General features: G+C 58.2%; 25 protein-coding genes. 17 read left to right on the forward strand and 8 right to left on the reverse strand.

Annotated features, from left to right (window positions below):
* Window positions 1-98 precede the first annotated feature (98 nt).
* From rpoZ to AAAK34_RS11650, 5 genes are all read right to left on the reverse strand, one after another.
* Window positions 99-299 (reverse strand): DNA-directed RNA polymerase subunit omega, encoded by a 201-nt coding sequence (gene rpoZ, locus AAAK34_RS11630; protein WP_231693186.1) that lies wholly within the window; start codon window positions 297-299, stop codon window positions 99-101.
* Window positions 300-320: 21 nt separating this feature from the next.
* Entirely contained in the window at window positions 321-941 is a 621-nt protein-coding gene (gene gmk / locus AAAK34_RS11635) for a guanylate kinase (RefSeq protein ID WP_231693187.1), read from the reverse strand.
* A gap of 140 nt (window positions 942-1081) precedes the next feature.
* The gene (locus tag AAAK34_RS11640; protein ID WP_231693188.1) at window positions 1082-1702 is read right to left on the reverse strand and encodes a DUF938 domain-containing protein; all 621 of its coding nucleotides are present in this window, start codon (window positions 1700-1702) and stop codon (window positions 1082-1084) included.
* A gap of 85 nt (window positions 1703-1787) precedes the next feature.
* The gene (locus tag AAAK34_RS11645) at window positions 1788-2075 is read right to left on the reverse strand and encodes a hypothetical protein (RefSeq protein WP_231693189.1); all 288 of its coding nucleotides are present in this window, start codon (window positions 2073-2075) and stop codon (window positions 1788-1790) included.
* Between the two features lie 11 nt (window positions 2076-2086).
* Window positions 2087-3121: an LLM class flavin-dependent oxidoreductase gene (locus tag AAAK34_RS11650; protein ID WP_231693190.1), complete on the reverse strand. Its 1035-nt coding sequence runs from the start codon at window positions 3119-3121 to the stop codon at window positions 2087-2089.
* A gap of 121 nt (window positions 3122-3242) precedes the next feature.
* Here AAAK34_RS11650 and AAAK34_RS11655 point away from each other — a divergent pair, with 121 nt between their 5' ends.
* The 4 genes from AAAK34_RS11655 (at window position 3243) to AAAK34_RS11670 (ending at window position 9025) form a co-directional block, all read left to right on the forward strand.
* Window positions 3243-3923, forward strand: coding sequence for a dienelactone hydrolase family protein (locus tag AAAK34_RS11655; protein ID WP_231693351.1), 681 nt, complete (start codon window positions 3243-3245; stop codon window positions 3921-3923).
* A gap of 200 nt (window positions 3924-4123) precedes the next feature.
* Entirely contained in the window at window positions 4124-6046 is a 1923-nt protein-coding gene (locus tag AAAK34_RS11660) for a PrkA family serine protein kinase (protein WP_231693191.1), read from the forward strand.
* Window positions 6047-6131: 85 nt separating this feature from the next.
* On the forward strand, window positions 6132-7406 hold the full coding sequence (locus tag AAAK34_RS11665; protein WP_231693192.1) for a YeaH/YhbH family protein: 1275 nt from the start codon (window positions 6132-6134) through the stop codon (window positions 7404-7406).
* Window positions 7403-9025 carry a SpoVR family protein gene (locus tag AAAK34_RS11670; RefSeq protein ID WP_231693193.1) on the forward strand — a complete coding sequence of 541 codons (1623 nt, stop codon included), beginning with the start codon at window positions 7403-7405 and terminating at the stop codon, window positions 9023-9025. The genes AAAK34_RS11665 and AAAK34_RS11670 overlap by 4 nt, the downstream gene beginning before the upstream one ends.
* A 135-nt stretch (window positions 9026-9160) precedes the next feature.
* Here AAAK34_RS11670 and AAAK34_RS11675 read toward each other — a convergent pair whose 3' ends face one another.
* A complete protein-coding gene (locus AAAK34_RS11675) occupies window positions 9161-9958 on the reverse strand; it encodes a peptidoglycan DD-metalloendopeptidase family protein (RefSeq protein ID WP_231693352.1) in 798 nt (265 codons plus the stop codon).
* A 280-nt stretch (window positions 9959-10238) separates the two neighbouring features.
* On the opposite strand from AAAK34_RS11675, the gene AAAK34_RS11680 reads away from it, so the two are divergent.
* A complete protein-coding gene (locus AAAK34_RS11680) occupies window positions 10239-10745 on the forward strand; it encodes a bacteriohemerythrin (protein WP_231693194.1) in 507 nt (168 codons plus the stop codon).
* A gap of 109 nt (window positions 10746-10854) precedes the next feature.
* Here AAAK34_RS11680 and AAAK34_RS11685 read toward each other — a convergent pair whose 3' ends face one another.
* The gene (locus AAAK34_RS11685) at window positions 10855-11496 is read right to left on the reverse strand and encodes a GntR family transcriptional regulator (RefSeq protein ID WP_431777294.1); all 642 of its coding nucleotides are present in this window, start codon (window positions 11494-11496) and stop codon (window positions 10855-10857) included.
* A gap of 169 nt (window positions 11497-11665) precedes the next feature.
* Here AAAK34_RS11685 and scpA point away from each other — a divergent pair, with 169 nt between their 5' ends.
* From scpA to AAAK34_RS11735, 10 genes are all read left to right on the forward strand, one after another.
* Entirely contained in the window at window positions 11666-13825 is a 2160-nt protein-coding gene (scpA, locus tag AAAK34_RS11690) for a methylmalonyl-CoA mutase (RefSeq protein ID WP_231693195.1), read from the forward strand.
* An 83-nt stretch (window positions 13826-13908) separates the two neighbouring features.
* On the forward strand, window positions 13909-14937 hold the full coding sequence (gene meaB, locus AAAK34_RS11695) for a methylmalonyl Co-A mutase-associated GTPase MeaB (protein ID WP_231693196.1): 1029 nt from the start codon (window positions 13909-13911) through the stop codon (window positions 14935-14937).
* Between the two features lie 96 nt (window positions 14938-15033).
* Window positions 15034-16566: an acyl-CoA carboxylase subunit beta gene (locus AAAK34_RS11700; protein WP_231693197.1), complete on the forward strand. Its 1533-nt coding sequence runs from the start codon at window positions 15034-15036 to the stop codon at window positions 16564-16566.
* A gap of 24 nt (window positions 16567-16590) precedes the next feature.
* Window positions 16591-18651, forward strand: coding sequence for an acetyl-CoA carboxylase biotin carboxylase subunit (locus AAAK34_RS11705; protein ID WP_231693198.1), 2061 nt, complete (start codon window positions 16591-16593; stop codon window positions 18649-18651).
* A gap of 33 nt (window positions 18652-18684) precedes the next feature.
* A complete protein-coding gene (locus AAAK34_RS11710) occupies window positions 18685-18873 on the forward strand; it encodes a DUF167 domain-containing protein (RefSeq protein WP_431777295.1) in 189 nt (62 codons plus the stop codon).
* Between the two features lie 143 nt (window positions 18874-19016).
* The gene (gene pncA / locus AAAK34_RS11715) at window positions 19017-19652 is read left to right on the forward strand and encodes a bifunctional nicotinamidase/pyrazinamidase (RefSeq protein ID WP_231693200.1); all 636 of its coding nucleotides are present in this window, start codon (window positions 19017-19019) and stop codon (window positions 19650-19652) included.
* Complete coding sequence (locus AAAK34_RS11720; RefSeq protein WP_231693201.1) at window positions 19649-20125, forward strand: VOC family protein; 477 nt, start codon at window positions 19649-19651, stop codon at window positions 20123-20125. The genes pncA and AAAK34_RS11720 overlap by 4 nt, the downstream gene beginning before the upstream one ends.
* A 162-nt stretch (window positions 20126-20287) precedes the next feature.
* Entirely contained in the window at window positions 20288-22117 is a 1830-nt protein-coding gene (locus AAAK34_RS11725; protein WP_231693202.1) for an FAD-dependent oxidoreductase, read from the forward strand.
* Window positions 22114-23943 carry a 2-oxoacid:acceptor oxidoreductase subunit alpha gene (locus AAAK34_RS11730; protein WP_231693203.1) on the forward strand — a complete coding sequence of 610 codons (1830 nt, stop codon included), beginning with the start codon at window positions 22114-22116 and terminating at the stop codon, window positions 23941-23943. Before AAAK34_RS11725 ends, AAAK34_RS11730 begins: the two co-directional genes overlap by 4 nt.
* Complete coding sequence (locus AAAK34_RS11735; protein ID WP_231693204.1) at window positions 23943-24998, forward strand: 2-oxoacid:ferredoxin oxidoreductase subunit beta; 1056 nt, start codon at window positions 23943-23945, stop codon at window positions 24996-24998. The genes AAAK34_RS11730 and AAAK34_RS11735 overlap by 1 nt, the downstream gene beginning before the upstream one ends.
* A 123-nt stretch (window positions 24999-25121) precedes the next feature.
* Here the strand turns inward: AAAK34_RS11735 and AAAK34_RS11740 are convergent, their stop codons facing one another.
* Window positions 25122-25370 carry a hypothetical protein gene (locus tag AAAK34_RS11740; protein WP_431777296.1) on the reverse strand — a complete coding sequence of 83 codons (249 nt, stop codon included), beginning with the start codon at window positions 25368-25370 and terminating at the stop codon, window positions 25122-25124.
* On the opposite strand from AAAK34_RS11740, the gene AAAK34_RS11745 reads away from it, so the two are divergent.
* Both AAAK34_RS11745 and AAAK34_RS11750 read left to right on the forward strand, forming a co-directional pair.
* On the forward strand, window positions 25359-25775 hold the full coding sequence (locus tag AAAK34_RS11745) for a MarR family winged helix-turn-helix transcriptional regulator (protein ID WP_431777297.1): 417 nt from the start codon (window positions 25359-25361) through the stop codon (window positions 25773-25775). The genes AAAK34_RS11740 and AAAK34_RS11745 overlap by 12 nt on opposite strands.
* Complete coding sequence (locus tag AAAK34_RS11750) at window positions 25772-26158, forward strand: TolC family protein (RefSeq protein ID WP_431777298.1); 387 nt, start codon at window positions 25772-25774, stop codon at window positions 26156-26158. Before AAAK34_RS11745 ends, AAAK34_RS11750 begins: the two co-directional genes overlap by 4 nt.
* Window position 26159: the final 1 nt, after the last annotated feature.

Below are 26159 nucleotides of genomic sequence, written 5' to 3' on the forward strand. Positions count from 1 at the left end.
GCATAAATGAAACAAAAAAGGCGCTTAAAGCGCCTTTTTTTATTACCAAAATCACGCAAGCGCGGCTGGTACGAGCTCTGGTTGGAGGGTGCCAGGGATCAGGGAACCTTCTTGAGCATTTCAAGGCCCACTTTGCCAGCTGCGATTTCGCGCAGGGCTGTGACGGCAGGCTTGTTGCGAGCTTCGACTTTGGGTGTGTGGCCCTGGCTCAGCATGCGTGCGCGGTAGGTGGCCGCCAGAACGAGTTGAAAACGGTTAGGGATCTGCGCAAGGCAGTCTTCGACGGTAATGCGAGCCATCTTGGGGTGATCTCCGGAAATTCAGACGATGTTGAGGGCCTTGAACGTGTCAGCGCGTGCACGCTTTTGGGCAGTGAATTTCAAGCGTTGCGCGTGAACAATGGCTTTGAGGTCGAAAAGCGCACGTTCAAATATCTCGTTAATTATAACGAAGTCGAAATGACTGGCTTGTGCCAACTCTTCACGCGCATTGTTTAGCCGCAGCTCGATCACTTCGGGGGAATCTTCGCCGCGCCGAATCAAGCGAGCACGGAGTTCGTCCAGGCTGGGGGGAAGCACGAAGACCAGGATCGCGTTTGCAAATATTTTCTTGATCTGAAGCGCGCCTTGCCAATCGATCTCGAGCACGACGTCGCCCCCGGCGCTGATGCGCTGCTCAATGGTCTGGCGCGATGTGCCATACCGGTTTCCGTGTACGTGAGCCCACTCCAGGAAATCGCCGGAGGCGATCATGGTGTCAAACTCTGCGGTGCCCACGAAGAAGTACTCGCGGCCGTGCTTTTCCTGTCCGCGCGGCGAACGAGTTGTATGGGAGATGGAGGGGGCCACGCCGGCATCGACCTCCATGAGCGCCTTCACGAGGCTTGACTTGCCCGTGCCGCTGGGTGCAGCGACGACGAAGAGATTACCAGGGTAGTCCATGCAAAATAAACTTGAGCGTTAGTTTTCCGTCACGGTGAGGCAGCGCGCTGGTTGCCAGTGCGCAAGTTGATGCGCAGATCGTACACGGGGGCAGGCATTCTAGCTGTTGTGTCGCCATGATCGTCCCGTAAAGACGCATCTCAGATGCCTATTCGAAACCTCAGCAACAGGTTGTTCGCCGGCATGTGGTGCTGGCTGGTCAGGGCCAGCCCGGCTGAAGTGGCTTCGAGTTCCACATCAGCGAGGTGCCTGATTCCCCAGTCTGGGCTGCGTCTTCGCAGATCTGCATCAAAGGCAAGGTTGCTGGGGGCAGTGGCGACTTCTTCCTCGATGAATGGACCGTAGATCACTAGCGTTCCATTGGGCGTGAGATGCCTCGCGGCTCCCTGCATGAGTGCGGAAGTACAAGCCCATGGAGCGATATGCAGCATGTTGGCGCAGTAGATCAGATCGAATGGCGTCTCGAACAGGGGGGCGTCCGACGGCCAGACGGAGTCAAGTACGTCCAGGCGGCGCGGTGGCATGACATTGTTGGCGCCGGCCCTGGCAGCCCATGGTTGAATGGCACCAAAAAGTGCATCCGTGACGTCGGTCGGTTGCCAGCGCCAGCCGGGCATGGCTGCGCCGAAATACGCGGCATGTTGGCCGGTGCCGCTCGCGATTTCCAGGGCCTGCCCCGATTCCGGCAGCAACTCTCTGAGTACGCTCAGAATGGGAGCCTGATTGCGTTCGGAGGCTGGGCTGAAAGGTAGTTGTTCCATTTGAGATGAAGATGGAGGGATTTTCGCCAGGTCCGTGGGATTTCATTGTGGCGCCGTGTGGGGAAAACTTGCAGTGTTTCAATCTTCAATCACACGGCTGCGCTGTAGCGTCGCCTGAGGCCGGCTGACAACGAGTGGGAGCGGGGCTGATGCGCTCCCGGATGATGATGCCGCTGTTGTCCGGTCGCTCTGATGGCGAGGTCATGGCATCAATACCCGCACCGACCGCCTTTCCTGTGAGCGTAATACCTGTAGACACCACTGCGCCGCCCACGGAAATGACCGCGCCGGCAGCAGCGCCAGCTACGGAGCAACCTGTCAGGCCCATGAGCAAGAGAGCCGATCCAGAGGTGAACCAGACAGAAACCTTCATTCAAAAAATACTTACTCGGATGCCGCCAATTGCGCAGAAGACTCGCCGTTTCGAACTGCCATGGCGATGTCCAGAGCGCGAAGTCGCAGCGCCGGATCGTATACATCGCACACCAGCATCATTTCATCGCACTCGGTTGCCTGAGCGAGCGACTCGAGGCCAGCGCGCACGGTTTCCGGGCCGCCGACCACAGCGCAGGCAAGGAAATCCGAGATGCCGGCTCTTTCCTGTGCGCTCAAGCGTTCGAAAAAATCTTCAATAGGTGGTTGAAGCTTGCCTCGAGCGCCGCGCAGGATCGCCAGCACACGCTGGAACACGCTGCTTGCCAGGTAAATGGCCTCTGCATCGGTGGGGGCAGCCACCAGAGGCACACCGATGATGACGTACGGCTTCTGGCACTGTTTCGAGGGCTTGAAGTTGCGTCGATACAAGTCGATGGCCTGCAACAATTGTGCCGGCGCGAAGTGCGATGCGAAGGCATAAGGTAAGCCCTTTTCAGCTGCCAGTTGCGCAGAGAAAAGACTGGAGCCGAGTAGCCAGATGGGCACGTGCGTACCGGCGCCTGGGTTGGCGATCAGTTTTTGCCCTGGAGCAGGGTCGCCAAGAAGCTGCTGCAACTCGGCTACGTCGCGCGGAAAATCGTCTACCGTTTCGACACGGTCTCGGCGCAGGGCGCGCATGGTCATGGGGTCGGTGCCTGGCGCACGCCCAAGCCCAAGGTCGATGCGGCCGGGGTAGAGCTCTGCGAGGGTGCCGAAGGCTTCGGCCACAACCAGTGGGGCGTGGTTGGGGAGCATCACACCGCCTGAGCCCACGCGGATGGACTTGGTGCCCCCGGCAATATGGCCCACCAGCACGGCTGTGGACGAAGACGCGATGCCCATCATGTTGTGGTGTTCGGCCAGCCAGTAGCGCGAAAAGCCCAGCCGTTCGGCATGTTGCGCCGTCGTCAAGGCCACAGCGAGCGCACTGGCCACAGTGGCGCCCTCTCGCACGGCCACCAGATCAAGCATGGAAAAAGCGATTTCTTTCAGCGGTTTGGTCATGATGAAGATTTTGAGGGCATTGGCCGATTCTGTCTGGACGTAAGGGCATCGTGATCCTGGGATCATTAGGTCCTGGCGGCCTTTTTTGTACCATTGTTGAAATTACAACTTGCCTGACATCATGACTGAATTTGCTCCTTTGCACGCGCTTGAATTTGAAACCGGGGCCGAACCCAGGGCCTCCATCATTCTGATGCACGGACTGGGCGCTGATGGCGGGGACTTCGCACCCTTCGTCAAAGAGATTGACTTGCATGGTGCGGGGCCTGTGCGGTGGGTTTTTCCCAATGCACCGCACATTCCGGTCACGATCAATGGGGGCTATGTGATGCCCGCCTGGTTTGACATCAATCTGGATCGCTCAAAGGAAGACGAGGCAGGTTTGCGGCGCTCCCAAGCAGCCATTGAAGGGTTGATAGCCCGAGAAAAGGCGCGTGGTGTTGCTGCCAGTCGCATTGTGCTGGCGGGGTTTTCACAAGGTTGCGCCATGGCACTGCTGACGGGGTTGCGCTACCCCGAGCGTTTGGCCGGAATCGTCGGGATGTCGGGCTATTTGCCGCTGGCGAGCCGTTTGGCAGAAGAACGCAGCAGCGCGAATGCGGAGGTTCCGCTCTTTCTCGCACATGGGCGGCAGGACGAGATGATCGTGCTGTCGCGCGCGCAGGCTTCGCGCGATGCCTTGCAGTCGCTGGGGTATGGCGTCGAATGGCATGAATACGACATGCCGCACTCGGTTTGCGCGGACGAAGTGGAAGATCTCAACCACTGGTTGTTGAAGGTGTTGGCACCTGCGAACGCCTGAAGGGCGCATTTTTCTTGATATCTGATGCGTTCCTGAGACATGGATCTGCAACTCAAAAAATTTAAGGCCATCCTCAGGTCGTCCCTAGGGCAGATAGCCTATTCAAAGTTGATGTAAGGTGCTACAACACCTTCATACGGTATCAAAGGTATTGCAACTTTCGCGGCATTCCAGGCACGGGTGCCGCCAGAGGAGATCGTATGGATGTCATCAGCAATTCGACTGCTCGCTACGTTCGTCTTCGTGAAGAAGAGATGTCGATCGAGGAGTACCTCGCTCTCTGTCAGCGAGATCCCATGGCCTATGAGAGCGCAGCCCATCGCATGCTGGCCGCCATAGGCGAGCCCGAAATGGTGGACACGCGAAATGACCCGAGACTCTCGCGCCTGTTTGCGAACAAAGTCATGCGTCGCTATCCGGCCTTTGCCGAGTTCTACGGAATGGAGGATTCGATCGAGCAAGTGGTGAGCTATTTTCGCCATGCGTCTCAAGCGCTGGAAGAGCGCAAGCAAATCTTGTATCTGCTGGGGCCGGTGGGCGGAGGCAAGAGTTCGATCGCGGAACGCCTGAAGCACCTTATGCAGAAAGTGCCGTTCTATGCCCTCAAGGGTTCCCCGGTGAACGAGTCGCCACTTGGATTGTTCGACCCCACAGAAGACGGACCAGTCCTGGAGGAGCAGTTCGGGATACCTCGGCGTTGCCTGCAGCACGTACTCTCGCCGTGGGCCGTGAAGCGCTTGGAGGAATTCGGAGGCGACATTCGTCAGTTCCGCGTCGTCAAGCGTTACCCGAGCATCTTGAAGCAGATCGCGATCGCCAAGACGGAGCCGGGCGACGAGAACAACCAGGACATTTCTAGCCTGGTGGGCAAGGTGGACATTCGAAAACTGGAGAATTTTGCCCAGGATGATCCTGACGCGTACAGCTATTCGGGCGGCCTGTGTCTCGCCAATCAGGGGCTGCTGGAATTCGTTGAAATGTTCAAGGCTCCCATCAAGGTGCTGCACCCTTTGCTAACGGCCACGCAAGAGAGTAATTACAAGGGTACGGAGGGCTTTGGCGCGATTCCGTTCGATGGCTTGGTGTTGGCGCATAGCAACGAAAGCGAGTGGAAGGCCTTTCGTAACAATCGCAACAACGAGGCGTTTCTGGACCGAATCTACATCGTCAAGGTGCCTTACTGCCTGCGGGTTTCCGAAGAGGTCAGGATATACGAGAAGCTGATCCGGGAATCGTCGCTTGCCGATGCGGTGTGCGCCCCCGGTACGCTCAAGATGATGGCGCAGTTCTCGGTGCTTACTCGCTTGAAGGAGCCTGAAAATTCGAGCATTTTCAGCAAGATGCAGGTCTATGACGGAGAAAGCCTCAAAGACACTGACCCACGGGCCAAGAGCTACCAGGAGTATCGCGATTACGCCGGTGTGGACGAAGGGATGTCGGGTATCTCCACGCGCTTTGCCTTCAAGATTTTGTCGAAAGTTTTCAACTACGACAGCACCGAGGTGGCCGCCAACCCGGTTCACTTGATGTACGTGCTGGAGCAACAGATTGAGCGTGAACAGTTTCCTGCTGAACTGGAAACGAAATACACGGGCTACATCAAGGAGTTCCTGTCACCGCATTACGCAGAGTTCATTGGCAAGGAGATTCAGACCGCGTATCTGGAGAGCTACAGCGAGTATGGTCAGAACATATTTGACCGCTACGTCACCTACGCGGACTACTGGATTCAGGACAGCGAGTACCGGGACAACGATACGGGCGAAGTATTTGACCGGAACGCGCTGAATGCCGAGCTGGAGAAGATAGAGAAGCCAGCTGGCATAGCGAATTCCAAGGATTTTCGTAACGAGGTTGTCAACTTTGTTTTGCGTGCGCGCGCCAACAACCAAGGTAAGAACCCGAGTTGGACGAGCTACGAAAAGCTGCGCCTGGTGATCGAGAAAAAGATGTTTTCCAACACCGAGGAACTTCTGCCCGTCATCAGCTTCAATGCGAAAGCGAGTGCCGAAGATGCACGCAAGCATGAAGATTTTGTAGCCCGCATGCAGTCCAAGGGCTACACGCCAAAGCAGGTGCGCCTGCTGTGCGAATGGTATTTGCGTGTCCGCAAGAGTAGTTGAACCTGCCTGATTGAGGTGAGCGATCTTGAGCGATGATGTAGGGCGCTCTGGAATCCAGCGCGTGGAAGCACGCAGAGGGGCATAGATGGCATTGCAGATCATCGATCGCAGGCTCTCGGGCAAGAACAAGTCGGTGGGCAACCGAGAGCGCTTTGTTCGTCGTTACAAAGAGCAGATCGCCGAGGCCGTTCGACGCGCTGTGGCCAAGCGCGACATTCGCCATATGGATCAGGCCGAGAGCATTACGATCCCTCGCAAGGACATACGTGAACCCTTGTTTCATCATGGCTCGGGCGGAATACGGGACACCATTCACCCTGGAAACAGGGAGTACGTACGCGGAGATCGGATCCAGAGGCCGCCAGGTGGTGCAGGGGGCGCGGGAGGGGGCTCTCAGGCCAGCGATAGTGGTGAGGGGGAAGATGACTTCACGTTCACTCTTTCCAAAGAGGAGTTCATGGAGCTGTTTTTCGAGGACTTGGCATTGCCTCGCCTGCTTCGCACCCATATCGGCAGCACTCCCCAATACAAGACACGCCGATCTGGCTACAGCCACGACGGGACGCCACACAACCTGGCAGTTCTTCGCACCATGCGGGGGGCCCTGGGGCGGCGTATTGCCCTGACTAAAGCGCCCCACCGTGAACTGAAGGCGCAACAGGAGGAACTGGAGGCTCTGCTGGCGCAGGACGACGGCACCAGTGAGGCAGTGGCCGGTTTGCACCAGCGAATTGAGGCGCTGAAGGCGCGCATCGGCAAAGTGGCCTTCCTCGATCCCATAGACCTGCGCTTTCGAAACCGGGTCAAGGTTCCAGAGCCCAGCAGCCAGGCAGTCATGTTTTGCGTCATGGACGTATCCGGCTCCATGGATCAGGATCGCAAGGATCTCGCCAAGCGGTTCTTCATTTTGCTGTACCTGTTTCTCACCCGGCACTATGAAAAGATAGACATCGTTTTCATACGGCATCACACTCAGGCGGCCGAGGTCAGCGAAGATGAATTTTTTCATTCTCAGGAGAGCGGCGGTACCGTGGTCAGCAGCGCCTTGGTATTGCTTGATGAAATCATCAGGGCGCGCTACACCGGGGGCGACTGGAACATCTACGTAGCCCAGGCGAGCGACGGGGACAACTTCAATAGCGACGGCGTAAATTGCCGCAGTTTGCTGGCAGAAAAAATACTTCCGCTGGTGCGCTACTTTGCCTACGTGCAGGTGGCGCAGGAAGAGCAGAGTCTGTGGGAAGAGTACAGCCAACTTGGGTCCTTGTTCCCGCATTTCGCCATGCGCAAGGTCTCCGAGCCTGGCGAGATTTACCCCGTGTTTCGCGATCTCTTCAAGAAGGAGGGGATATCTTTATGAACCTCTCTCAGTACCCCGTTCTGGCGCGTCGTGAGCGCAGTTCCTGGAAACAGGGTGGAGTAGGGGAGCGAATTCAGCGTGGCGTGCCCGCGGCCCCCCTGCCGGCCGGGAAGCGCCCGCGGGAGCCGCTGCCAGACCCGAGTGACTGGACCTTTGATTTGATCGAACGGTATCACGATGCCATTGCTGCTGCGGCCGGTCGGTTCGGTCTGGACACCTATCCCAATCAACTGGAGGTGATATCGGCCGAACAGATGATGGATGCCTATGCCGGCAGTGGCATGCCGGTAGGCTACCGCCACTGGAGCTACGGCAAGGAGTTTCTGGCCACCGAGCGGCGTTACCGGCGCGGCCACATGGGGCTGGCCTATGAGATTGTCATCAACTCGAACCCCTGCATCAGCTACCTGATGGAAGAAAACACCACGGCCATGCAGGCCCTGGTGATAGCGCACGCCGCTTACGGGCACAACAGTTTCTTCAAGGGCAACTATCTGTTCGGCATGTGGACCGATGCCAGCAGCATTATTGATTACCTGGTTTTCGCCAGGGACTTCGTAGCCCAGTGCGAGGAGCAGCATGGACTGGAGACCGTCGAGCAGTGGTTGGATTCGTGCCACGCCTTAGCCAATCTTGGAGTAGACCGCTACCGCCGACCTTCCAGAAAAAGCCTGGCACGAGAGCGGGCCGAGCGCGAGCGGCGCGAAGCCTATGCTCAGCAGCAGGTCAATGTGCTGTGGCGCACTTTGCCCACCCGTCCGGACAAAGACAGCGCGGCACCTCAGAGCGAGCGCTTTCCGAAGGAACCGGAAGAAAACCTGCTTTATTTCATTGAGAAGAACGCGCCCTTGCTAGAACCCTGGCAGCGAGAAATTGTGCGGATTGTGCGCAAAATTGCCCAGTATTTCTATCCGCAGCGCCAGACCCAGGTCATGAACGAAGGCTGGGCCACGTTCTGGCACTACACCTTGCTCAACACGCTGTACGACGAGGGCTGGCTGACGGATGGCGTCATGATCGAGTGGCTCTCCTCGCACACCAATGTGATCTACCAGCCTCCCGTCGGCCACCGGTCATACAGCGGAATCAACCCTTATGCGCTGGGTTTTGCCATGTATCGTGACATTCGGCGCATCTGCGAGGAACCCACGGAAGAAGATCGTCGCTGGTTCCCGGATATGGCTGGCACACCCTGGCTGCCCGCGCTGCACTTCGCCATGCAGAATTTCAAGGACGAGAGTTTCATAGGCCAGTTCCTGAGCCCACGGCTGATGCGCGAAATGCGACTATTCTCCGTTCATGACGACGCCAGGGATCGCGATCTGTTGGTCAACGCCATCCATAACGACGAAGGTTATCGAACCCTGCGGCAAACGCTGTCGCAGCAATACGACCTGGGAGTTCGCGAACCGAACATCCAAGTCTGGAATGTGAATCTAAGGGGAGATCGCTGCTTGACCCTTCGCCACACCCGATATCAGGGACGCCCTTTGGCTGATGACACACTGGAGGTGCTCAAGCACGTGGCTCGTCTCTGGGGTTTTGGGGTGCGGCTTGAGACCGTGGACGGAGATGGTGATTTGCCCATTCTCCTGCATTCAGTACCAGCTCCAGCATGAATGCCTCCTGACGGTCATTGGTGACAATCGTATGCAGCCCGGCGGGCATGCGCGTATCGGGTAGTCTGACAACTGAGTTCTTGGCCGCTTTCACCAGCTTGGTCACTTTATGGCCTAGTTCTCCCCTGAGGCGACTCAGTCCAGAAACAACGCAGGGTCGACCATGGCTCGGTTCAGACTGACCGACCAATGCAGGTGAGGGCCTGTCACACGGCCGGTGGCGCCGACGGCTCCTATGCGTTGGCCGGTAGCGACCGTGTCGCCGGGTTTGACGTCGATGCGGCTCAGGTGGCACATCATGCTCAGGAGGCCACCCCCGTGATCAAGCCAGATGGTGTCGCCATTGAAAAAATAGTCGCCTGTGTCTATCACCTTCGCCGGAAGGGGTGAAACGACTGGTGTGCCGGTGGGTGCGGCGATATCCATGCCGCTGTGAGGGTTCCGAGGCTGGCCGTTGAAAACCCGGCGCAGACCGAAAGAGCTGCTCCGCCTGCCGGGCGTCGGAACCTGCATCTGGAAAGTGGAGGGTGATGGCTCACTGAAAGTGGCGATCACCTTGGCCTGGTGCGCTCGCTCACGCTCATGGCGGCGGAGGTCTTCGGGAGACAGGTCGACCGTTCGCGGAGAAACCTTCAACTGTTGTTCGCTGTAGCGCTTGGGTTCGATGGAGTAGGTTACGGTGCGCGGGCTTCCGCCGGCATGGACCTGAATGCTCGCTTGCCCGGGTTGCGCAGATAGGGGAATGCCCACCAGCGCGGTCCAGACGATAGGATCGCCCAGTACCATCAGCGGTACGTCACCGGCCATTGCGAGGGGACGCTCGGCGGCGGGCCCCAGATCCAGACGCACCACGCCTCCGGGAACCGCCAGCGCCCGAGGCCAGGCTTGCTCGACATTTGCGGACCATGCACCGCTCGGGAAACCTAGTGACATGCCGGCCAACAGGGCAAGGCGGCGCGTCACGCCAACGCCGTGAGGGGATAAGGATTCCTGGATCGAATTCATGCGCGTGACACCATTGGAGAGTAGAAAGCAGAAGCAGGAAGATAGCTGGTAGTGAATGTTCAAGGCGGCGTGAAAGTTGGCTCTGCCTCTAACTTGGACACTTGGTCTAGGCTCTACTTGACTTGAGTCAAAAAGTTTAGTTTGTAGCGGGTTGATACTGCATACTAGTCAAGACAGTACTTTTAAACGGCATTTGCGGAGGTCAATAATGGGGGTTCTTCATTGGGTTCCAGAGCTCGACACTGGCATTTCGGAGATTGATGCACAGCATAAGCGGATCGTTGAATACATCAATAAATTGCTTGAGCTCAAGGATACTCACGATCGTGCAATGCTGGGCGATGTGATTGCAGAGACGGTCGACTACACCATTTCTCACTTCGCTTTCGAAGAGAACATGATCGAAAAGGCTGGCTATCAGTTTGCTGGCCCGCACAAGAAGGTACATGAGCTCTTTACCCGCAAGGTGGCTGAACTGCAAAGCCGATTCGACGCCGGGGAGGACGTGACTGATGAATTGCACGGCATGCTTTCGCGCTGGCTGTTCAACCACATTCGCCATGAGGATCATGGTTACGTCGATGCAGTGAAAGACTACCTCCGCGCCGCCAACCACGAGCGCGATCTGGAGAAGGAGCGGTTGCGTGCCGAGGTGCTTCGGGAGATGGGTGGGCAAAAGAAAAAGGGCTGGATTGCTCGCTTTTTCGGTCTTTGATTTTCCACTTCAGGGCGGTGCGGCAAGCAGCGCCCATATAGGTCCATAGAGCAGGGTTTGGCGGTAGAAGCGGCCGCTTTGAACACGCTCTCGGTAGGTCAAAATGTTCTCAGATGGCGGCCTCGAGGCCGCCTTTCATGTGCTGGCGCATGCAAGCCGCTGCCCGCTCTCCGTCACGCGCAACCAATGCTGCCATCAGCTCACGGTGTTCAGCCAGGGATTGCTCCAGCCGGCCCGCTTTTTGTAGCGAGTTCTGGCGATGCAGCTTCATGACCTTGCGAAGATCCTGCACCATTTGCAACTGCCAGCGGTTGTCTGCGAGTTCGAGCAGTCGCATGTGGAATGCCTCATTGAGATCAAAGAAGCGCGCGGTGTTCGATAAGCTCGACTCTAGCTCTTTGTGGAGAGCAGAAAGCTCCGCGAGTCCCGCTTCAGTGCCGCGGCGAGCCACGGTTTCTGCAGCGTCGGTTTCCAGCAGAGCCATCAGGTGATAGACGTCCGCCAAGTCCTTCGGCGAGGTTTCTGTGACATAGGCGCCGCGCCTTACCTTCATGGTGATCAGGCCTTCGGTGGCCAGCACTTTCAACGCTTCGCGCAGCGGAGTGCGACTGATGCCGAATTCCTCGGCGATCTTCAGCTCATCAATCCAGTCGCCAGGGCGCAATTCGCCACTGAAAATGCGCTGGCGCAGTTGCTCAGCGACCTCTTCATATAGTGCGCGAGGAGACAGGCGAGGAGAGGCAATGGTCATGGTTCAATGAATTTTTTGCTGCATTGTAAGCAAAGAGTGTGTTTTGCATTAATAATTATGGATGGTGGAAGACTCCACGGGGTGCAGTGCGGCAAAAGCCGTGCTGGTCTCAGAAGTCCTCCGTTCATCGTTGCAGCATTTGCCAGCCTACCGGATACGGATACGCGCCATGAGTTCAACCCCGCCCTCGTTCAAACCCGCCTCTTTTGCTGACTGGGAGAAGGCAGCGGCCAAATCCGCACCCGCAGGCGATCTGGATGGCTTGAACTGGCGCACCCCCGATGGAATCACCGTCAAGCCTCTCTACACGGCGGAAGATGTCAAAGATCTGCCGTATGCCAACACGCTGCCGGGTTTTGAGCCTTTCCTGCGTGGGCCGCAAGCAACCATGTATGCAGTCCGCCCCTGGACCATCCGGCAGTATGCGGGGTTTTCTACGGCGGAAGAAAGCAACGCGTTCTATCGCAAGGCACTCGCCGCCGGTGGGCAAGGGGTCAGTGTGGCGTTCGATCTGGCCACGCACCGCGGGTATGACAGCGACCACCCGCGCGTGACAGGCGACGTGGGCAAGGCAGGCGTAGCCATCGACAGTGTGGAAGACATGAAGATCCTGTTCGACGGCATTCCGCTCGACAAGGTCAGCGTGTCCATGACCATGAACGGCGCTGTGTTGCCCATTTTGGCCGGCTACGTGGTGGCCGCCGAGGAGCAGGGCGTATCGCAAGACAAGCTCGCCGGGACGATCCAGAACGACATCCTCAAGGAGTTCATGGTTCGCAACACTTACATCTACCCGCCTGAGCCGAGCATGCGGATCATCGGGGACATCATCGAGTACACGGCGCAGAATATGCCCAAGTTCAACTCGATTTCGATCTCCGGCTACCACATGCAGGAGGCGGGCGCCAACCAGGCGCTGGAGTTGGCGTTCACGCTGGCCGACGGGAAAGAGTACGTGAAGACCGCGCTGGCCAAGGGGATGGACGTAGACGCATTCGCCGGGCGCCTGTCCTTCTTCTGGGCGGTGGGCATGAATTTCTATCTGGAAATCGCCAAGATGCGTGCTGCGCGCTTGCTCTGGTGCCGGATCATGAAAGAGTTCAATCCCAAGAACCCGAAAAGTCTCATGCTGCGCACGCACAGCCAGACCAGCGGCTGGAGCCTGACGGAACAGGACCCCTACAACAACGTGGTCCGCACCACGATTGAGGCCATGGCAGCGGTGTTTGGCGGTACTCAGTCGCTGCACACGAACAGTTTTGATGAAGCCATTGCCTTGCCGACCGAGTTTTCCGCGCGTATTGCCCGTAACACTCAGCTGATCATTCAGGAAGAGACGCACATCACCAATGTGGTCGATCCCTGGGCTGGAAGTTACATGATGGAAAAGCTCACCCAGGACATGGCAGATGCCGCCTGGGCCATCATTGACGAAGTGGACAGCATGGGGGGCATGACCAAGGCCGTGGATTCCGGCTGGGCCAAGCTCAAGATCGAGGCGGCAGCGGCCGAGAAGCAGGCGCGCATCGATTCCGGCAAGGACGTGATCGTAGGCGTTAACAAATATAAGCTTGCCAAGGAAGACGCCATCGAGACCCTTGAGGTGGATAACGTCAAGGTTCGCGAGTCGCAGATCACGCGGCTTAACGCCATCAAGCAAAAGCGCGACCCGGCCCGCGTTCAGCAAGCACTTCAGTCACTTGCGAACGTCGCGGAAACGGGCGAAGGTAATCTGCTCGCAGCCGCCATTGAAGCCATTCGCGCCCGCGCGACCGTGGGAGAGGTATCTGACGCCATGGAAAAAACCTTCGGGCGCCACCGCGCTGATACGCAAAAAGTGACTGGTGTATACGCAGCCGCCTACGACAGTGCGGAGGGTTGGGACAAACTCAAGACAGAGATTGCGGAATTTGCCGAGGCCGAAGGCCGCCGCCCGCGCGTGATGATTGCCAAGCTGGGCCAAGACGGGCACGATCGAGGCGCCAAGGTGGTGGCCACCGCGTTCGCCGATCTGGGTTTCGACGTGGACATCGGAAGCCTGTTCCAGACACCCGAGGAATGCGCCCGCCAAGCCATCGAAAACGACGTGCATGCCGTAGGCGTGAGTACTTTGGCAGCAGGGCACAAGACGCTGGTGCCGGCGATCATCAGCGAACTGAGGAAGCAGGGCGCCGACGACATCATTGTGTTTGTCGGAGGTGTGATTCCCCGGCAGGATTATGATTTTCTGTACGAAGCGGGTGTCAAAGGCATCTACGGCCCTGGAACGCCAATTCCAGCCAGCGCGAAGGATGTGCTGGAGCAGATCAAGAAGGCGCAAAGCGCGTAAGCCGGGCTAGAGCTGAAAGTGTCAACCAACGAGATCTGCGAGTTCTCGCGCACGAGTCGTCTGCGGCTGGAGAAGTGCGCGCCATGAAAGGTCAGCAAATTGTTTCTGCCATTCTGCAAGGCCCTGGCCCGGCTCAGCGCCGCGCCATTGCCAAGGCTATCACGCTGCTTGAATCAACCCGCGCCGATCATCGAACCCAGGGCGATGAACTGCTCACTGCATTGCTACCGCACACTGGCAAAGCCCTGAGGCTGGGCATCAGCGGTGTGCCAGGGGTGGGCAAGAGCACCTTCATCGAAGCGCTCGGCATTCACCTGATTGAGCGAGGCTACCGAGTCGCAGTGCTGGCGGTAGACCCTTCGTCCACGGTGTCGGGCGGTTCCATACTGGGCGACAAAACGCGCATGGAACACCTCTCGCTGCAGGAAAACGCCTATATCCGCCCCAGCCCGAGCAGCGGAACCCTTGGCGGTGTAGCCGAGAAAACTCGCGAAGCCATGCTGGTGTGTGAAGCGGCCGGCTACGACGTGGTGCTCGTTGAGACTGTAGGTGTAGGCCAGAGTGAAACGGCCGTGAGCGGCATGACCGACATGTTCGTGCTGCTCCAATTGCCCAATGCGGGAGATGACCTGCAAGCCATCAAGAAAGGCGTCATGGAGCTCGCTGACCTGGTAGTCATCAATAAAGCCGATATAGATCCCAATGCCGCCACACGAGCCCGCGCGCAGATCCAGTCTGCCCTGAGATTGCTTGGAATGCACGGTAATCCGGAGCACGCCCACCACGATGCACAGTTGTGGCACCCGCGCGTGATTCAGATCAGCGGGCTCAAGGTGCTGGGGCTGGATGAATTCTGGCAATCAGTGACCGATTTCAAGACCCTGCAGACGGCAAACGGCCGCCTCATGCAGCGCCGCCAACAGCAAGCGCTGGCATGGATGTGGGAGCGCATCGATGCCGGACTGAAGTCTGCCTTCCGGCGTAACCCTGGCATCAAGGAAGCGCTACCCACCACCACGCAGGCTGTTGTACAAGGCCAGTTGGCGCCATCTACTGCTGCGCGCCGCCTGCTTGAGCTGGCAGCATCGGTACCCCTCGGACAATCAGCATGAACGAATCTCGAGGCTCACGACGCCCGCGGCCTGAACGCTGTACCTTGAAGCTGAAAGCCTCGCAGACCCAACATATCAGTAAGAAAACGCCACATCATGAAACCCATTCTTGAACAACTTGAACAAAAGCGTGCCGCTGCCCGTCTCGGCGGTGGCGTTAAGCGCATTGAAGCGCAACATGGCAAAGGCAAGCTGACCGCGCGTGAGCGGATCGAGGTGCTACTCGATGCTGGCAGCTTCGAAGAGTGGGACATGTTCGTTGAACACCGCTGCGCCGACTTTGGAATGGATCAAACGCATATTCCTGGCGACGGTGTGGTAACCGGGTACGGCACCATCAATGGCCGTCTGGTGTTTATTTTCAGCCAGGATTTCACGGTTTTCGGCGGCGCCTTGAGCGAAGCGCACGCAGAGAAGATCTGCAAAGTGATGGATCAGGCCATGAAGGTGGGCGCACCGGTGATTGGCCTGAACGACTCGGGCGGGGCGCGCATCCAGGAAGGTGTCGCTTCGCTTGGCGGCTACGCCGACGTGTTCCAGCGCAACGTACTAGCCAGTGGTGTCATTCCGCAGATCAGCATGGTGATGGGTCCTTGCGCCGGTGGCGCGGTCTATAGCCCTGCCATGACGGACTTCATTTTCATGGTCAAGGACACGAGTTACATGTTCGTGACTGGCCCCGAGGTGGTCAAGACAGTCACCCACGAGAGCGTGACCTCAGAGGAACTGGGTGGTGCGCTCACCCACACCACACGCAGTGGCGTGGCCGATCTCGCATTTGAAAACGACGTGGAAGCATTGCTCATGCTGCGTCGCTTCTTCAACTACATCCCCGCCAGCAACCGCGAAAAGGCGCCATACCGCCCCACGAACGACCCGGCAGACCGCAGCGACTTGAGCCTGGACACCCTGGTTCCAGACAACCCGAACTTGCCCTATGACATCAAAGAGGCCATTCACAAGGTAGTAGACGATGGCGAGTTCTTTGAGCTTCAACCTGACTATGCCGGAAACATCGTCATAGGCATGGCTCGCATGGACGGCCAAGTCGTGGGCATAGTGGCCAACCAGCCGCTGGTGCTGGCAGGCTGTCTGGACATCAAGAGCAGTATCAAGGCCGCGCGTTTCGTGCGTTTCTGTGATGCGTTCAACATTCCGGTCATCACCTTTGTGGACGTACCCGGCTTCATGCCCGGCACATCGCAGGAGTATGGCGGCATCATCAAACATGGTGCCAAATTGCTCTACGCCTACGCGGAATGCACCGTGCCTAAGGTGACGGTCATTACCCGTAAGGCTTATGGCGGCGCGTACGACGTGATGAGCTCCAAGCACCTGCGGGGTGACGTCAACCTGGCCTGGCCCAACGCCGAAATCGCGGTCATGGGAGCCAAGGGGGCGGTCGAGATCATTTTCCGTCAGGACAAGGATGATCCAGAGAAACTCGCCAAGCGAGAAGCCGAATACAAAGCCCGCTTTGCCAACCCGTTCGTGGCAGGAAGCCGTGGCTTTATCGACGACGTGATCCTGCCGCATGAAACGCGCAAGCGCATTTGCCGCAGCTTGGCCATGCTGAAGGACAAGAAGCTGGACAACCCGTGGCGCAAGCACGGGAATATTCCGCTCTGATCACTCGATTCATAGGAAACCACCGTGTTCAAGAAAATTCTTATCGCCAACCGTGGCGAAATCGCGTGCCGGGTCATTGCCACTGCCAAGAAAATGGGCATTGCGACCGTGGCGGTTTACTCAGATGCCGATGCGCAGGCGCGTTTCGTGCAATTGGCTGACGAGGCTGTTCGCCTTGGCCCTCCACCTTCGCGCGAGTCCTACTTGCTTGGTGACAAGATCATCGAAGCCGCCAAGCAGACTGGCGCGCAGGCTATCCACCCCGGCTACGGCTTCTTGAGCGAGAACGAGGCGTTCGCGCGCAAGGTCGAAGAGCAGGGCTTGGTCTTCATTGGGCCTAAGCACGGGGCGATTGCCGCCATGGGCGACAAGATCGCCTCCAAGAAGCTGGCAAACGAGGCCAAGGTCAATACTATCCCTGGCTACAACGACCCCATCGATACGTCCGAGCAGGCAGTGGAAATTGCCAAGGGTATCGGCTACCCGGTCATGATCAAAGCCAGTGCTGGCGGTGGCGGCAAGGGTCTGCGCGTGGCTTTCAACGACAAGGAAGCATTCGAAGGATTCGAGTCTTGCCGCAACGAAGCGCGCAATTCCTTTGGCGACGACCGCGTGTTCATTGAGAAATTCGTCGAACAGCCTCGCCATATTGAGATCCAAGTCTTGGGCGACAGCTTCGGCAACGTGGTGTATCTGAACGAGCGCGAATGCTCCATTCAGCGCCGCCACCAGAAGGTGATCGAGGAAGCGCCGTCTCCGTTCGTCACCGACGCCACACGCAAGGCCATGGGCGAGCAGGCCGTGGCGCTCGCCAAGGCCGTGAACTACCAAAGCGCCGGTACGGTGGAATTCGTGGTCGGCAAGAACCAGGATTTTTACTTCCTGGAAATGAACACCCGCCTGCAGGTGGAACACCCGGTGACGGAGCTCATCACGGGGCTGGATCTGGTGGAGCAAATGATTCGCGTGGCGGCGGGCGAGAAGCTCAGCTTCGCCCAGTCGGATGTGAAAAAAATCGGATGGGCTATGGAATGCCGCATCAACGCCGAGGATCCGTTCCGCAACTTCCTGCCTTCCACAGGGCGTCTAGTGCGTTTTCAGCCACCCGAGCAAGATCTCTTTCAGGGACAGGCGACCACGGAAAATGGTGTGCGCGTGGATACCGGCGTGGTGGATGGTGGCGAAATTCCCATGCATTACGACTCGATGATTGCCAAGCTCATCGTGCACGGAAAGGATCGTGAGGACGCCATCGCCCGCATGCGCGAAGCACTCAACGGCTTTGTCATCAAAGGCGTGCAAAGCAACATCCCGTTCCAGGCGGCTTTGCTGGCTCACCCCAAATTCATTGCTGGTGATTTCAACACTGGCTTCATCGCCGAGCACTATGCGCAGGGGTTCAGAGCGGAAGATGTGCCGCATGAGGATTCGTCATTCCTCGTGGCACTCGCGGCCAGCTTGCACCAGTGGTACAGAAACCGGGCGCAAGAACTCGGTGGGCAGTTCTGGGAAGCTTTCAAGCGGGTGCCCAAGCGCGACTTCACGGTGTGCGTACTCGACAAGGACGGCGGCCATCAGTACGTGAACGCCAGCGTGGCTGAATCTGCCGCCGGTCAGCCGTCGATAGTTACTGTTCAGGCTGAAGACGGAGAACGCGTCTACAACTTGGCGATCGAGAAATATGTGGGTGAGTCCTGCGTCTCCGGCACGGTGAACGGTAAACCCTTCACGGCGCAGATGGAGCGAGGCAAGGGGCGCAATCCGCTGGCCACCCGGGTCATTCACAACGGTACGCAGATGGACGCGATTGTGATGCATCCGTCCACGGCCGAGCTGCACAAGCTCATGCCCCATAAAGCGCCGCCTGACATGAGCAAGTATGTTCTTTCGCCCATGCCTGGTCTGCTCGTGCAGGTCGCGGTTCAGGCGGGACAGGAGGTCAAAGCAGGTGAGCGCGTGGCGGTGATCGAGGCCATGAAAATGGAGAACGTGTTGTTCGCCAGCGCGGACGGCGTGGTCAAGGAAATCAAGGCGAAACAGGGCGACAGCCTGGCCGTGGATCAGGCCATTGTTGAGTTTGAGTGAGCCTGATGCCTTGGTAGACGGGTACTGGCTCGGATGAGTTTGTACTTGCTCAAGCTTTCCATTCATGCCACCCCTGGGGCCAAGCGTACCGAGGCCGCAGGGGATTATGCGGGTGCATTGCGTGTAAGGCTGGGCGCCCCTCCCGTCGACGGGAAAGCCAACGCCGCGTTGCTTGAATGGGCGACTCAGGCGTTTGGTGTTTCAAAAGCCGAGTCGAGTTGATGCATGGCGCGGGCGGGCGGCAGAAGGTGCTGGGCATCACATTTGACTCACAGACCGAACTGATGGCAGCGCAGGAGCAGGTGGCCCGCTGGATGGCCGAATGATCTTGTATCCGGATGCTCAGGCGCGAATAATTTAAACCTATGAACACCAATACCGCATTGCTGATCGTCGATGCGCAATACGGCTTTATGCCTGGAGGCGGGCTGCCAGTGGCAGACGGTGACGCGGTGGTCCCGGTCATCAACCGAGTGGCCCCTTTATTTGCCAACGCAGTGCTCACGCAGGATTGGCACCCAGCGAACCATGTCTCGTTTGCAGCCAATCACCCCGGTCGTCAGCCTTTCGAGACGATGCTGCTCCCTTACGGAGAGCAGGTTCTCTGGCCCATTCATTGTGTTCAAGGTACGCGAGACGCTGCCTTGCACGACGATCTTCAGGTGCCGCAGGCGCAACTGGTCATTCGCAAAGGCTTTCACCCTGCGGTAGACAGTTACTCGGCCTTCATTGAGGCTGATCGAAAGACCACCACCGGGCTTGCAGCCTACTTGCTAGCGCGCGGTATCACATCGCTCTACCTGTGCGGGCTGGCGACCGACTATTGCGTCGCGTGGAGTGCGCTTGATGCGCGGGCCGCTGGTTTTGATGTTGTCGTCATCGAAGATGCCTGCCGTGCCATTGATTTGAATGGCTCGCTTGAGAAAGCGTGGGCCGATATGGCTTCGGCTGGGGTAAAGCGCATTCAATCGTCATCTCTCCTCCAAGGAAACCTCCCATGACACGTCCTTTTAAAGTCCTCGGTATCCAGCAGATCGCCATTGGTGGCCCAGACAAGCTCAAGCTTCAACAGTTGTGGGTGGATATGTTGGGGCTCGAGAAAACCGGCACTTTCAAAAGTGAGCGGGAGAACGTTGATGAAGACATCTGCGCCATGGGTTCGGGGCCCTTCAAGGTAGAGGTTGATTTGATGCAACCACTGGATCCGGAGAAGAAGCCGGCTGTTCACACCACTCCGCTCAACCACATAGGCTTGTGGATCGACGACCTTCCCAAGGCGGTGGAGTGGCTCACAGTCAAGGGCGTGCGCTTCGCGCCAGGAGGCATCCGCAAGGGCGCGGCAGGGTACGACATTACCTTTCTTCACCCCAAAGCGAATGAGGAGTTTCCTATCGCCGGCGAAGGGGTGCTGATCGAGTTGGTGCAGGCGCCACCCGAAGTGATTCAGGCATTTTCAGCACTGGCGGCCGTGTAGGGGCCTGGCGGGGACCAGCAGCGTGCAGCGGCTGTGGCGTACAGGCGCGCTCAGGGCAATCCCTAGGGTCCGAAGGTGGGGGAAAGTGGGGCCAAAACAGCGTAGACTCCGGCACATAGACCGCGTAAAAGCGGCGACATCTTATGAGCCAGGAGACAAGACTTGCAGCCTACCGATACTGCTAATCCGACCTATTTCCACAAGGTCGTTGATTGTCAATGGGCGTGCCCCGCCCACACCCCCGTACCAGAATACATTCGATTGATCGCGCAGGGCCGCTACGGCGATGCCTACATGGTCAACTGGGTGTCGAACGTTTTCCCGGGAATTTTGGGCCGCACATGCGATCGCCCTTGTGAACCCGCGTGCCGGCGAGGCAGGGTAGAAGAAGAGAACGCAGCTAAGCCGGAACCAGTCGCCATCTGCCGTCTGAAACGTGTGGCGGCTGACTTCAAGGAAGATGTGGTCCCCCGCATGCCCAGGCCCCTGCCGTTCAACGGCAAACGCGTCGCCTGCGTGGGCGCTGGTCCTTCATCACTGACGGTGGCGCGTGATCTGGCGCCGCTAGGGTACAAGGTGACGGTGTTCGACGCCGAGATCAAGGCAGGCGGCTTCATGCACCAGCAGATTCCGCGCTTTCGCCTGCCTGAAAGCGTGATCGACGAGGAGACGGGCTACATTTTTGCGCTGGGTGTCGAGTTCAAGTCCGGTCATCGGGTGGACTCCATGAAAGCGCTGCTTGCCGAAGGGTACGACGCGGTTTTCGTAGGTAGCGGGGCGCCACGCGGGCGTGATCTGGATCTGCCGGGGCGCAAGGAGGCGGCCGAGCACATTCATATCGGCATCGATTGGCTGGCTTCTGTTTCGTTCGGCCACGTGAGCAAAATTGGCAAGCGCGTTATTGTGCTGGGCGGTGGTAACACGGCCATGGACTGCTGCCGATCCGCGCGGCGCCTTGGCGGGGAAGACGTCAAGGTCATCGTGCGCTCAGGCTTCGATGAAATGAAAGCCTCGCCTTGGGAAAAGGAAGACGCTCAGCATGAGGGCATCCCAATCATCAACATGCATGTGCCCAAGGCTTTCGTGCATGAAGGTGGCAAGCTCACGGGCATGACCTTCGAAGTGGTGCGCGCTGAATACGACGGCATCGGTCAGCGCCAATTGGTACCCACAGGCGAGCCTGATGTTTTTTTTGGTTGCGACGAAGTCCTGATCGCCGTTGGCCAGGGAAATGCCTTCCCCTGGATTGAACGCGACAGCGGCATAGAGTTTGACAAATGGGGGTTGCCGGTACTGCGCGAGGGCACCTTTCAGTCGACTCACCCAACGGTCTTCTTTGGCGGCGATGCGGCCTACGGTCCAAAAAACATCATTACTGCGGTGGCACAGGGGCACGAGGCGGCCGTGTCGATCGACCTCATGCTGAATGGCCAAGATGTCGCGGCACGGCCCGCGCCGCGCACCAATCTTGTTTCCCAGAAAATGGGCATCCACGAGTGGAGCTACGACCAGGACCCATCCAACGATTTGCGCTACAAAGTGCCGTGGGCCAAAGCAGAAAAGGCGCTCGCCAGCATTCAGGTGGAGGTGGAACTTGGGTTCGACGTGCGCACCGCGCTGAAGGAGGCAGACCGCTGCCTCAACTGCGACGTGCAGACTGTGTTTGCGCCGAAGCTCTGCATCGAGTGCGATGCCTGTGTAGATATTTGCCCCATGGATTGCATCACCTTCACGGCCAACGCTGAGGAGGAGAGCCTGAGGCAAAGCCTGAATGCGCCGGCAAACAATACCGATCAGGCTTTGTTCGTTTCACCTGAGCTAAAGACCGGGCGCATTCTGGTTAAGGATGAAGATGTGTGCCTGCACTGTGGCCTGTGTGCCGAGCGTTGCCCCACCGGGGCATGGGACATGCAGAAGTTTCTGCTGCACACAGCCAAGGCGGGTAGTACCGCCAACCCCATTGCCGCCACGGTAGAAAGGACGCCGGCATGAAGCAGATCGAGGCCACCAACGACTTCGTCATCAAGTTCGCCAACGTTAACGGTTCGGGTTCAGCCAGTGCCAACGAATTGTTCGCCAAAGCCATTTTGCGCATGGGCGTACCCGTCAGCCCGCGCAACATCTTTCCCAGCAACATTCAGGGTCTGCCAACCTGGTACGAGGTAAGGGTCAGCGAAAAAGGCTATCTGGGGCGGCGCGGCGGCATCGACATGATGGTGGCAATGAACCCGCAGACCTGGGCCGCCGATCTGGAGGAGATCGAGCCCGGCGGCTTTTTGTTCTACGACAGCACGCGCCCACGTACCGCGGCAGAATTCCGGGACGACATCACGGTCATTGGCATGCCACTGACCGAGATCTGTAACGCCGTCTACAGCGATCCCCGCCAGCGTCAGCTGTTCAAGAACATCATGTATGTGGGTGCGCTCTCGGTGCTGCTGGAGATCGACCCGAAGGTGATAGAGGGCCTTCTGAGCGAACAGTACAAGGGTAAGGAAAAGCTGATCGCCTCCAACGTGCAGGCGCTCAACCTGGGGCGTGATTTTGCCAAGGAGCATTTGAAGCACCCCCTGCCCATCAGGGTGCGCAGTGCGCACCGGGTGGGTGAGCGGATCTTTGTAGACGGCAACACGGCCGCAGGCCTGGGCGCCGTATACGGCGGTGCTACCGTGTGTGCGTGGTATCCCATTACGCCTTCCACTTCGGTGGCTGAGGCCTTCATGAGCTACTGCGCCAAGTTTCGCGTTGACTCGCAAGGTCAGCACAATTACGCCATTGTCCAGGGCGAAGATGAACTGGCCTCTATTGGCATGGTGGTGGGTGCCGGCTGGAATGGTTCGCGTGCCTTTACCGCCACCTCGGGCCCTGGTATTTCACTGATGACCGAGTTTATCGGACTGGCCTATTTTGCCGAGATACCCGTCACCATCGTGAACGTGCAACGCGGCGGCCCTTCGACGGGTATGCCTACGCGTACGCAGCAGGCCGACATTGTGGCGTGCGCCTACGCCTCACACGGCGATACCAAGCACGTATTGCTATTGCCTGAAGACCCGCGCGAATGCTTCGAACATACGGCTACCGCGCTGGATCTGGCCGATCGCTTGCAAACTCCTGTGTTTGTCATGACCGATCTCGATATTGGCATGAACCAGAGGTTGTGCGAGCCCTTCAACTGGGACGACAGCCGCGACTACGACCGCGGCAAAGTCATGACTGCCGAAGATCTGGAAGTGAAAGACTTTGGTCGCTACAAAGATGTAGACGGAGACGGCATACCCTGGCGGACGCTGCCCGGCACGCATCCTACACGTGGCAGCTATTTCACTCGCGGCACCACGCGCGACGCTTATGCGCGCTATTCGGAACGCGGCCCGGACTACATATACAACGTGCAGCGCCTGCTTCACAAGTTTGCCACTGCAGCCACCCTCGTGCCGCAGCCGGTGCCGCGCCCGGCGGCCAAGCGCACGCGCTTTGGCGTCATATTCTTCGGCTCGACCAGTCCTGCCATGCATGAGGCTCTGGATGTCCTGGCCGCTCAAGGCATTCATGTTGATGCATTGCGTCTTCGTGCGTTCCCGTTTGCGGCCAGCGTGAAAGAATTCATTGATGCGCACGAACTGGTCTTCGTGGTGGAGCAAAACCGGGATGCTCAGATGCGCTCGCTGCTTGTCAACGAACTGGAAATCAACCCCGCCAAGTTGTGCAAGGTGCTGCATTACGACGGCACGCCGATCACGGCACGCTTCATTACCGCTTTCATCACCGATCACGTGCACGAGGCTGTCGTTGCCCCGCAAAAGGAGGCCAAATAATGACCTACATCGCCAAGCCCCGCCTGCATCATCCATCACTTACGCGCAACAAGGTTGGCTACACCCGGCGCGACTACGAAGGCAAGGTCTCGACCCTGTGCGCAGGTTGCGGACATGATTCCATTTCTGCGGCCATCATCCAGGCTTGCTGGGAGCTGGACATTGAGCCGCACCGTGTGGCTAAGCTTTCAGGTATTGGCTGCTCTTCCAAAACCCCAGATTATTTTTTGGGCGCCAGCCATGGCTTCAATACCGTGCATGGGCGAATGCCCAGCGTCCTCACGGGTGCCAACCTGGCCAACCGGGACTTGCTGTACCTGGGTGTTTCAGGCGACGGGGACTCTGCCTCCATAGGTCTGGGACAGTTCGCCCACGCCATGCGCCGCAACGTGAACATGGTCTACATTGTGGAGAACAACGGCGTTTACGGATTAACCAAAGGCCAATTTTCAGCCACTGCGGACAAGGGCAGCAAGAGCAAGAAGGGTGTCGTCAACAACGACAGCCCAGTCGACTTGGTGGGCATGGCCATGCAGTTGGGAGCCAGCTTTGTCGCGCGCAGCTTTTCAGGCGACAAGGCGCAAATGGTGCCTCTCATCAAGGCGGCCATTGGTCACGGTGGCGCGGCTTTTATCGACATCATCAGCCCGTGCGTCACCTTCAACAACCATGCGGGCTCTACGCGAAGCTACGACTGGGTGAGAGAGCATAACGAAGCGGTCAGCCGTATTGATTTCATCACTGACCGTGAGGAGATCACAGCCACCATCGCGCCCGGTGAACTCGTGGATGTGGAGCAGCATGATGGCACCGTTCTGCGCCTGCGCAAGCTGCACACCGACTACGATCCTACCGACCGGGTGGCCGCCATGAGCCACATGCACGCTCGCGCCGCCGAGGGCGAGTTACTGACTGGGTTGTTGTTCGTGGAGGGCGAAACGGAGGATCTGCACGCCTCTTTGAACACCTCTGAACGGCCATTGAATTCCTTGGGCACCAAGGATTTGTGCCCAGGTGCCGCCGCACTGCAAAAGGTGAACGCCGGATTCCGGTAAACGATACCAGGTCGGATAGAGCAAAGAAAAAGCCCAGTCTGCGGCTCCTCGACGCCGCGTCTTTCACGCATATAACCATTTAGTTAACGTTGGTATGTGAAAAGATGCTTTGACAATATTTGCCTAGGCAAATAAATTCAGCGGGTCCACTTTTTGCGTCAGCCCGAGCATGAAAACCCCCGAGCCCCCGACCGCCAAACCTGCAGAGGGTTGGTCATTGCCTTCGTCGGATCCGTTTGCAGGTAAAGGCGAACGCAGATCCCCGGGGGTGAAGACGCCCCATTTTTTGCCGACGCCTATGATCTCCAGCACAGCATCCTGCACCTGCTGCGCCGGGCGATTCTGGGGCTCAATCAGGTGGTGAGCGATCAAACCGAACTCGGAGGCCCCAGCTTTCCGCAATGGGTTCCTTTGCATAAAGTCCACCTCGGCCACGCCAATACTGTGGCCGAACTGGCTCGGCAATGCTCGCTCGATGCCGGCGCCATGACGCGTTTGCTCGACCGGCTGGAGTCAAAGGGCCTCTGCCGTCGGGTGCGCTCCGAGAAAGACCGGAGGGTGGTGCACATTGAACTCACGCCTCAAGGGTTGGAGGCGGCCGAGCGGGTTCCGGAGGTCCTGTGTCGGGTATACAACCAGGCGCTGGAGGGCTTCAGTCGCACGGAGTGGGAACAGCTTCAAAAAATGCTTTGGCGACTGATCGGCAATGCAGAGCGCATGAGCCAGGAATCAGCGTCCAGCGTTGGCAGAAAGAGCGCCAAGGAGGGCGCCGAATGAAAAGAACTCTGACCGTATTGAGCATGGCCGGTATGCTGCTTGCAGGTTGCGCCGACATGAAAGGCATTGGACCCAGCGCGAAGCTGCAAGAGGCCAATGACTTGGGCTTGCCTACTACCTCTAGCGCAGACGCGCAGGTCCTTGGCCCTTCGATCGACTGGTGGACCAGCTTTGGCGATCCGCAACTCGATCATCTTGTGGCCCAAGCATTGACTGGCAATCCTAGTTTGCGAATGGCTGCCGCCCGCGTGGCCAAAGCACAGGCCGGCGTTGAGTTGGCTCGCTCGGCCGATTGGCCGCAGGTCAACGGGCAACTGGATCTGAACCGGCAGAAGTTTTCGTCGAACCACATCTATCCAGCTCCGCTGGGGGGTCCATCGTGAA

The sequence above is a fragment of the Ottowia caeni genome (genome assembly GCF_050821495.1).
Lineage (GTDB): Bacteria > Pseudomonadota > Gammaproteobacteria > Burkholderiales > Burkholderiaceae_C > Ottowia > Ottowia caeni.